The sequence below is a fragment of the Streptomyces sp. SID5643 genome (assembly GCF_009872555.1).
GTDB classification, from domain to species: Bacteria; Actinomycetota; Actinomycetes; order Streptomycetales; family Streptomycetaceae; genus Streptomyces; species Streptomyces iakyrus.
In genome coordinates, this window is record NZ_WWIC01000123.1 from 1 (window position 1) to 8,823 (window position 8,823).

The 8,823-nt window shown below is 69.1% G+C and carries 9 protein-coding genes and 1 pseudogene; 4 read left to right on the forward strand and 6 right to left on the reverse strand.

Going from position 1 to position 8,823, the window contains the following annotated elements:
- Positions 1-1,170 precede the first annotated feature (1,170 nt).
- Positions 1,171-2,061, forward strand: coding sequence for a ParB/RepB/Spo0J family partition protein (locus tag GTY56_RS15510; RefSeq protein ID WP_237524869.1), 891 nt, complete (start codon positions 1,171-1,173; stop codon positions 2,059-2,061).
- 414 nt (positions 2,062-2,475) lie between these two features.
- Here the strand turns inward: GTY56_RS15510 and GTY56_RS15515 are convergent.
- Both GTY56_RS15515 and GTY56_RS15520 read right to left on the reverse strand, forming a co-directional pair.
- Positions 2,476-2,841 (reverse strand): annotated as a pseudogene (locus GTY56_RS15515) (transposase family protein); the annotation flags it as partial.
- 42 nt (positions 2,842-2,883) lie between these two features.
- Positions 2,884-3,495 (reverse strand): DUF998 domain-containing protein, encoded by a 612-nt coding sequence (locus GTY56_RS15520; protein ID WP_161365948.1) that lies wholly within the window; start codon positions 3,493-3,495, stop codon positions 2,884-2,886.
- A gap of 109 nt (positions 3,496-3,604) precedes the next feature.
- Between GTY56_RS15520 and GTY56_RS40570 the strand changes: the two genes are divergently transcribed.
- From GTY56_RS40570 to GTY56_RS41325, 3 genes are all read left to right on the forward strand, one after another.
- Positions 3,605-3,862, forward strand: a complete 258-nt coding sequence (locus GTY56_RS40570) for an SDR family oxidoreductase (protein ID WP_272923370.1) — start codon at positions 3,605-3,607, stop codon at positions 3,860-3,862.
- Between the two features lie 81 nt (positions 3,863-3,943).
- On the forward strand, positions 3,944-4,408 hold the full coding sequence (locus tag GTY56_RS40575; RefSeq protein ID WP_237524870.1) for a Rossmann-fold NAD(P)-binding domain-containing protein: 465 nt from the start codon (positions 3,944-3,946) through the stop codon (positions 4,406-4,408).
- A gap of 1,204 nt (positions 4,409-5,612) precedes the next feature.
- Complete coding sequence (locus GTY56_RS41325) at positions 5,613-5,978, forward strand: CAP domain-containing protein (RefSeq protein WP_346345497.1); 366 nt, start codon at positions 5,613-5,615, stop codon at positions 5,976-5,978.
- A 6-nt stretch (positions 5,979-5,984) separates the two neighbouring features.
- On the opposite strand, the gene GTY56_RS15535 is transcribed toward GTY56_RS41325, so the two are convergent.
- The 4 genes from GTY56_RS15535 to GTY56_RS39945 form a co-directional block, all read right to left on the reverse strand.
- Positions 5,985-7,361: a sensor histidine kinase gene (locus tag GTY56_RS15535; RefSeq protein ID WP_237524871.1), complete on the reverse strand. Its 1,377-nt coding sequence runs from the start codon at positions 7,359-7,361 to the stop codon at positions 5,985-5,987.
- Positions 7,358-8,047, reverse strand: coding sequence for a response regulator transcription factor (locus tag GTY56_RS15540; protein WP_161365950.1), 690 nt, complete (start codon positions 8,045-8,047; stop codon positions 7,358-7,360). The genes GTY56_RS15535 and GTY56_RS15540 overlap by 4 nt, the downstream gene beginning before the upstream one ends.
- Before the next feature lie 113 nt (positions 8,048-8,160).
- Positions 8,161-8,382, reverse strand: a complete 222-nt coding sequence (locus GTY56_RS39940) for a hypothetical protein (RefSeq protein ID WP_202510227.1) — start codon at positions 8,380-8,382, stop codon at positions 8,161-8,163.
- 57 nt (positions 8,383-8,439) lie between these two features.
- Positions 8,440-8,628 carry a hypothetical protein gene (locus tag GTY56_RS39945; RefSeq protein ID WP_202510228.1) on the reverse strand — a complete coding sequence of 63 codons (189 nt, stop codon included), beginning with the start codon at positions 8,626-8,628 and terminating at the stop codon, positions 8,440-8,442.
- Between the last annotated feature and the right edge of the window lie 195 nt (positions 8,629-8,823).

Here is an 8,823-nt window from a genome sequence, read left to right on the forward strand (position 1 = left end):
AGCCCCGGCACGCCACCTCAGGAAAGTGACCGAGCTGGCGCGCACCGCGCCCCGGGCCCTGACGGCGCAGCAGACGGTGGAGGTCCGCCGCCCGTGGGTACAGACCGGGAAAGGACCACGGCCGGGCCGAGGAGGAACCATCACGCGCCCTCCGCGCACCGCCGAAAAAGACTGGGCAACGACACGGCAAAGTGTCAGTATGGACGCTGCCCGACACGTCCCACCCCCGAGCCTCGCAGCAGGCGCGGGGGGAGATTCCGCACCGATAAACGCCGTGCGGCCAGGCGGCTGAACGAGGCGACCTCACGGGCATAGCGTTCGGCGCGGACCTCGCCGCTTTTCCGGCGAAACGTTCCCCCCTCACGGGCAGCAGCACGGATAAGGCCGGGAGCCCCCAGGGCGCCCGGCCTTTCCCCCCCCACCCCCCGCGGCCCACGGGCCCACATTTGATAGACGATATGGAACCGGCCACTTTGGCGCGGATCAAGCCATAGTCGGTATCACGCCGCACCCGCCCTCATCGTGCGGCTTTGAACGTCTCGACAGCATCGCGACGAAATACGAACATGAATCCGAGCCTTGTTGCGCGTGTTTCGGACGAGGCCGCCGGGAGCCGCGAAGCCGATCACCGGCAGCGAGGCAAGATCAACAACAGCACTGTGCGACGCGACTTCTTGGGGCGGGTGGAGCGACGGTGTTTCGGGGGCGACGAGGCCGTCCTGGGCATGCAGCCCGGATGTGCGACAACGGTGAACGCGGCTGTGAAAAAGCGCCCGGGAGCACCGCTGCGCCTCGTACCCGCTCACACCCTCCCCACAACGCGCGTCGGAGCCCGGCCATGCGACAGACGCGAGAGGACCAGACGACGGTGCGGGAACCTCCCGCCAGTCGGACCTGACCCAAACCGGCCGAAGAAACGTCTACACGGGGTGAATGACATTGCATAGACCAGGTATCGGCGGACTCGCGTCCGCACCCGATCCAGCGACCAGACGCCCAGCCGACGCCCCCACCACCGCCGAGCACCGCGAACCAAGAGTCACCCCGGTCCCCATCGCGTCTCTTCTGCCCGGCGAGTCCCCCCGCTCGCAAGGGCCGGACCAGGAACACGTCGCACGGCTGGCCGAGGTCGACGGACCCCTGCCCGCCATCCTCGTCAGCCGCTGCGACATGCGCGTGATCGACGGGATGCACCGACTCCTGGCCGCCCTGGTCCGCGGCCAGGCGACCATCGATGTCGAATTCTTCGAAGGCACCACCGAAGACGCCTTCTTACGAGCCGTCGAAGCGAACATCGCCCACGGCCTGCCACTGACCCACGCCGACCGGCGCGCCGCAGCCACCCGCATCATCGCCTCACATCCACAGATGTCCGACCGCGCCATCGCACGCGCATCAGGCCTGGGAGCCAAAGCCGTAGCCGCCATCCGCCGCCGTTCAAGTGACGCCGTGCCGCAGTTGAACGCACGCATCGGCCGTGACGGGCGGGTCCGCCCCCTGAGCAGCGTCGAAGGCCGCTGGCGCGCCGCCGAACTGATGGCCGAAAACCCACAGGCATCACTACGCCAAGTGGCACGCATCGCCGGGATATCACCAGCCACAGCCAGCGACGTCCGCAAACGCATCCAATCCGGCGAACTGCCCGCACCGGTACGACCGGAAACCACCAAAACCCCCGACACACCACAACCCCCGCCGCCCACCCACGACACCAACACCACCCACGACACCCACACCGACGCCACACACACCACCACACCCCCCAGAACAACCCCCTTCGGACACAACCGCAAACCAAAACCAGCCCCACCCGACCCAGCCACGGTCCTCGACAAACTCCTACGCGACCCATCCCTGCGCCTCAAAGAAGAAGGCCGGCACCTGCTACGCCTCCTGCAACAAAACGCAACAGCCGAATGGAACCACCTCACCGCAGCCGTACCACCCCACTGCGGAGAACTCGTCGGCACCCTCGCACGCCAATACGCCGCCACCTGGCTCGAATTCGCCGAAGACCTCGACCAACGCAACCGCACCGTCCCCCACAAAGCAGTCGTCTAACCACACAAACCAACCCCAACCACCCCCCACACCCCACACACCACACACCACACCCGACTCGTCCTTGCATGGCACATGCGGGGCTCCGGCCAGTTCGAGGAGGAACGGAAGCGTCGGGGCCGTCGCCTCGCCGATTACGAAGCCCAACGCGCAAACAGCGTGACCTAGTTCGTCTATGGCAAGACATGCGGTGTCCTCATCGGCATACGCGATCCGGGACAACAGAGGGGGATGGTTCCAGCCGACGCCTGTTGTGCGTCACGGAGTTCGTTCCAGCGGATCCCCGAGACCCTCTTCAAGAGAGGACCCATGCGCCGCTTCCCCCTCATCGGACTCGTGTGGGCTCCGTCAACACCCATTGGAGGGTTTGAGCACGACCTGGCTGTATGCGAACCCGCACACACGAGTGGCCGGGCGGGGCGAGAGATAGGCGTCGCGGGTGGGTACCAGAGTGCCGTCCACGATGAGCACGGTGTCCTTGCGGAATCGCTTGCGCGGCTGGAGCGCGAGCATGGGGCAAAGGTGGCCGATGACGCGGTCGGCTGTGGACTTGGAGACGCCGAAAAGCGGGGCGAGCTGTCGCATCGTCAAGTTCGTGCATCAGTAAGCCGCCACGAGCAGTACGCGGTCCTCCAACGGAAGTCTCCATGGCCGGCCCTTTCGGACCGCGTCCGCGCCCTCGCGCCGCAGCGCGGTCACCAATTTGCCGAAGCAGCGCGGGCTCAGTCCGGTGGAGGGGGCTACCCAGGACGGATCCGACGCCGAGATCACACCACCCACCGCAAGATCATGTCACCGTGGGCAGGCGCTACGGGCCAACCGTCAGGTGTCCAGGATGCGCACGGCGAGCAGCGACTGCCAGGTCCAGCCGATAGTCAGTGAGATGCGCTGGAGCAGTCCGCCGAGGTCGACCCAGCGTTGATGCTGATCGAACGCGGCACTGGCCAGCGCCATCGTCGTTGCGAAGAGCGCACCGCTGGCGATCGAGTAGATGGTCCACCCGGTGGAGTTGGACAGGGCGAATACGAAGCAGGCCACAGTGAGGGCGAGGAATCCGATGAGAGAGAACAGGTCATGCAGAGCTCCTGCGCGGGTGTGACGCTGGAGCTGATCAGGGGTGCCGGGAGGGTAACCGCTGACCGGGTCCGTCCGGAAGGCGCCTGCGCCCAGCAGGCCAACCGCCCACGCGCCGATCAGTAGGGCGCCCCACGGGGAAGGCCCAATACGCCACAAGCCCGCGGCGAATATCAGCGACAGCAAGCCCGCGAAGTAGAAGTTGACGGTCTGCGCCCACCCGGCACGGCCGAGGGCGAGCGAGCTGACGGGATGGCGGAACGGTATGTAGCCCACCCGGCCGGCGCCTTCCAACAGGTACGCGACGGTGAAAAGAGGCCCAGCGGCCATCCCGCAGGCAAGCAGCACTTGATTCCCCATCCCGTCAACATAGGTTGACAGGATGCATTGCGTCAACCTTGGTTGACGCGAAGGGCGGCATCCCGTGACAGTCGACGTCAAGTGATCACTTACGGGACAGCCCTTGGACATGATCCTTGTTACTGGTTCTACGGGCACCATCGGTAGTCATATGGTCCGTTTGCTCGCTGAGCGGGGCCCACCGTTTCGGGCTATGTCCCGCCACGAGCGGCCCGGCGGGGTGCGGGCCGACTTCGACGATCCGGCGTCGCTGGCGCGCGCGGTGGCTGACGTCGACACGGTCTTCCTGGTGACCGTGCCCCCCTGTACCTACCGCGGACCATGGCATTGCCTTGATCACGGCGGCGCGGGCGGCTGGCGTCCGTAAGATCGTCAAGCTGTCCGGCATCGGCAGCGGTGAGCGGTTCGACGGGGCCACCGTCGGCGCGTGGCACCTCGCCGGGGAGAAGTGATCGAGGCCAGCGGGCGGGTCTGGACGATGCTTCGCCCGCCGAGCTTCGCCTCGAACTTCTTGTGGTACCGGGCCCTGATCCGGGCCGGGGAGCCGATCCCGAACATGGCCGGCGACTCCCGGCAGGCCGTCGTCGATCCGAGGGATGTGGCCGCGGTCGCCGTCGCCGCCATGACCAGCGACGCGCACGATGGGCAGCGGTACGACCTGACCGGGCCGGAGCTGCTGACGTTCGCGGACCAAGCGGCGATCCTGGAGGGCGTGCTGGAACGGCCAGTCAGGATCACTGACACGGATGCGCTTGGCCCGTTGCCGAACGGGGTGGTCACTGGCCTCCGCTGGGCGCGTTCCGGCGGTGCGGCTTACGTCACCGACCGCGTGCCGGTGGTGCTCGGCCTGCCGGCGGGCACGTTTGAGCAGTGGGCACGCGACCATCGGGAGGCATTCGCGGCAATGCCGTGACCGACCGCTGCCGACGGCCGCCGCGGGTGTGGTCGTTCAGGCGACACGGGTGTGATCCGGGCCCTCCGGTATGACCGCCAATACCGTCCGAACGTCATGGGCAAGCTGGTGTGGGAACGCCGCAACCGGGTCATCGTCGGTCATCGCTATTGATCCAGGCTGCTGCATGGCGGAGAGGCGTAGGTGGTTCGCTCACCTCTGCCCCAGCCTCCGGCGACAGCAGGTTGTGTGGGGGTGAGGGGCCCAGGTCGCGTCGTACCCAGGTCGCGTCGTACGCAGGCCGACAGGTGGGCTCTCAACTACATGGCTGCCAGCAGTTTTACGAGTGTGAAGGGAACCTTCGGGTGTTGAGGAAGCACGTGGAACGGATCGCTGTCGGCGGAGAGGGTGGAGCAGTTGTCGGCGATCGGTGTGCGGTGGTCGTGATGGTCGTCGTCACCGCGATGGTCGTTCTTTGCACCGGCTCACTGGTAACGCTTCTGGCCGTTTCTCAGCGGACTTTGACGGCTCTTTTAAGGCTTCTTGAAGATGACCTTCGAGCGGAGGTTTGCGCGCAGTTCGGGTTCTAGGCTCTCGAACACCCCCCACAGGTCCGGTGGCCGCGATCGCGGCCACCGGCCATGGGGCTGAGTCAGCCGACCGACCAACCGAGGTGTCCTGCATGGGTTCTCGCCGAGCCGTTCGCTCGTCCCGCTTCCACGCCCGCCCCCGCAGTGGGACCAGGACGCGCACTCCCGCGCTGGCCATGGGGGCCGTCGCTGCGATCGCGGGCGTCGGGATCACCGTGGCGGTTGTCAGCGGCGAGGACGGCGGCGCGCCGGGCCGGGTGGTCGCGGGCAGCGCGGACAGAACGCCGGGCGCCGGGGAGGCCGGCGACGGTGTGGCGCCGCCCCCCTCCGCTTCAGTCAGTCCGGAGGGCGCGGCGAGCAGTTCGCCGAGCGGCAAGCCGCAGGAGAAGCGGAAGCAGTCGGCGAGTGTTGGGCCCCGTGCTCGCAAGACGGCCGTTCCTGCGTCGAAGGCGCCTTTGGAGGCGAGGGCGAAGGGCAAGGGCAGCGGTGGGGGGCCGGCGAGCGGTTTGGGCGGCGGTGTGCGGTCGGGCGGTGCCGGATCGGGGTCGGGTTCGGGGTTGGGTTCAGGGTCGGGGTCGGGTGGTGGGTCGGGGTCGGGTTCGGGTTCGGGTTCGGGTGACGAGCCTGAGGCCCAGGTGCTCGCGCTGGTCAACAAGGAGCGGGCCGCGGCGGGGTGCTCGCCGGTCACGGCGAACGACCGGCTCACCCGGGCCGCCGACGACTACAGCGACGTCATGGCGAGCAGCGGCGTGATGTCCCACACCGGTCCCGACGGTTCGACGATGACGACCCGGGTCGAGGCCGCGGGGTACCGGTGGTCGACCCTGGGCGAGAACATAGCCCGGGGTCAGGCGGACGCGTCCTCGGTGATGAAGTCCTGGATGAACAGTCCCGGACACCGGGCGAACATACTCAACTGCTCGTTCAAGGAGCTGGGGGTGGGGGTTCACTTCGGTGATGGCGGCCCCTGGTGGACGCAGAACTTCGGCGCCGGTCGCTGACCCCGCTCACCACTGCCTGGGCCCGCGGGGGCGGGGTGTGGGCACCGGTTGCCGTCCCCCGCCGCCGGTCGCGTCGCCGCTGACGTCGGCCAGCAGGAAGGACACCCGGATCCGGGCGCCGCCCAAGGGCGCCCGGGTGATGGTGAGTTCACCGTCCGCCGCGCGGGAGGCCCGGGCCACGATGTCCAGGCCCAGTCCCGTCGAGCCTGTGACGCTCACTCCTCGGGTGAGCGCTGCGTCGGGGTCGGCCACGCCAGGTCCTGCGTCGTCGACCGTGAGGAACACGTGGGAGTCGGCGCGCTCGACGCGCACGGCGAAGGCGGTGCCCTCCGGGGTGTGCCGGAAGACGTTGCCGATCAGGGCATCGACGACGGCGGCGAGGTCGTCCTCGGGGAAGGCGACGGGCACCAGTCGCGGTGTGAGGGAGCGCTCGTAGGGTCGTCCTTGTTTGGTGGCGAGGACCGACCAGAAGTCCAGGCGCATGGCGACCACCTCGGCGAGGTCGCATGCCTTGGCCGCGCCGGCCGCCGCGCGGGCCGGGCGGGCCGAGGCCAGCGGGGTACGGGCTGCGGCAATGATCGAGTCGAGTTCGCTCTCCAGTTGGCCGGCTGCCTGCGCGACGCGCCGGGCGCTGGGTGTCGAGCCCATGCGGTCGGCCTCCAGGTAGAGAGCGGTCAGCGGGGTGCGCAGCCGGTGGGAGAGGTCGGCGACCAGTTCGCGTTCGACGGCGAGCAGGTCGAGGACGCGGTCGGCCATGGTGTTGAATGCCGCGCCGGCCTCTTGCAGTTCGGGTGGGCCGTCGGGTTGGACACGTGCGTCCAGGTCGCCGGAGCCCAGGGCCAGAGAGGCGTTTTTGAGGCTGCGTGAGGAGCGCACGACGCGGGCGCCGAGCCGGTCGGCGACGAGTACCGAACCGCCGACCAGGCCCAGTGCGAGCAGTGCCATGACACCCCAGGACGCGGCCACGCCCCGAGTGAGGTCTGCGGCGGGTACGAAGGCTTCCACGACCGCGACCCGGTCGCCCTGCAGGACCACGGGCTGGAGGTAGACCCAGCCGTCGGCGGTGTCCACGGTCAGCGTCTCACGCCGCTGCACGGCCCGGTCGAGTGCGTCGCGGGGCGCGTGGGGGGTGCCGAGGAGGCTGCCGTCGGGCAGACGTACGACGACTTGGTCGGAGGAGCCGAGTTCGGAGACGGCCTGCTGGACGTCGGTGCGGCGGGTGGTGAGGGCGAGCACGGGAGACAGGGCGGCCGCTCGCTGCTCGGCGGCCGTGGTAGCCCGGTCGCGTGCCTGCTCGCGCACGAGGAGGGCCAGGGGAATGAGGAAGGACAGGGCCACCATCGAGGTGACGGCCAGGGCGATCCCGGCGAGGGCGCGTCTCATGGTGAGCTGACCAGCTTGATGCCCAGGCCGCGGACCGTGCGCAGGTAGCGGGGTTTTCGTGCCTTCTCGCCCATCTTGCGGCGCAGCGCGGAGAGGTGGACGTCGACCGTCTGGTCCTCGACGTAGGGTTGCTGCCACACCTCGGTGAGGATGCGCCGGCGGGTGAGGACCTGGTCGGCGTGGGCGGCGAGGTAGGAGAGCAGATCGAACTCGCGGCGGGTCAGGGGCAGTTCCCGGCCCGCCAGGTGTGCGGTGCGCGCGGTCGGGTCGATGCGCAGGTCTGCCACCTGCAGGACGGGTCGGCGGGTTTCGGTTGCGTCGGCGGGCGCGGAGCGGCGCAGGACGGCGGCCAGGCGAGCGGCGAGCTGCCCGCCGGAGAACGGTTTGACCAGGTAGTCGTCGGCTCCGGCGTTGAGGAGTCGGATGATCTCGCTCTCGTCGTCACGGGCGGTGGCGACCAGGACCGGCACGCGGGAGATGCCGCGGATCATGCGCAGCACGTCGAGGCCGTCGAGATCGGGCAGTCCCAGGTCCAGCACCACGATGTCGGGCGGGCTCTGAGTGATCTCGCGCAGCGCCTCGAATCCCTGATGGGTGGTCCTGACCGCGTAGCCGTGCCCGGTGAGGACCTCGATCAGCGCGGTCCGGATAACGGGGTCGTCCTCGACGACGAGTACACAGGCCATGAGGAGGCACGTTAGCCGGTCCGTCACTATGGTGGCGTGTCCCGCCTCCTGCGCTACGTGTTCCTATGGCTGGCCTGTACGGCGGCCAGTGTCACCGCTGTCATCCTCACGATTCATTTCGTGCTGGGGTCGACCCGGCCGACCGCGCCGGTCGCGCAGTCCGCGCCGAGCGCGCCGGGTGCGCCGGGTGCGCCGGTGACGTCCGCGCGGCCCGGCCCCGCCAGTGCCGGGCCTTCCCCGAGTCCGTCGGTGAGCAGCCGCAGGCCCATCCCGACATCTGTCCCGAGCAGCGAGCCGGCGGCCGATCCCAGCCCGACACCGAGGCCCGCGCCCACATCCACCGGCGGTAGCCGTGCCCCGGGGGCGCCGGGCGGGGTGGACGGCTCGGGGTGTCAGGAGGGCGGTGCCGGCGTGTACACGGTGCCGTCCGAGGGGGGCAAGGTCACCGTGCGGTTCGGTGACGACGCGGTGTGCTTGATCTCGGCGGTGCCGAACCGGGGGTTCACGGTGCGTACGAGCCGGACCGGGGCGGCCACGCTGACGGTGACGTTCACCGCGAGCCGCCATCGGTCGGAGATCACGGCCACGGTTCAGCCGCAGAACCGGGCCGATGTGCGCGAGGTGTCGTGGTGACGTCCCGTTGGGTTTGTGCCTGGGGGCGCCGGGCTGGTCGTGGGTTTTCCGTGCCACGTCCGTGCGGTGGGCCAGGACCGCGGCGGTCTTCCGGTCCAACCACATGGGGATGTCGACCGTGGCGGAGACGCGTTCGTCGGGGA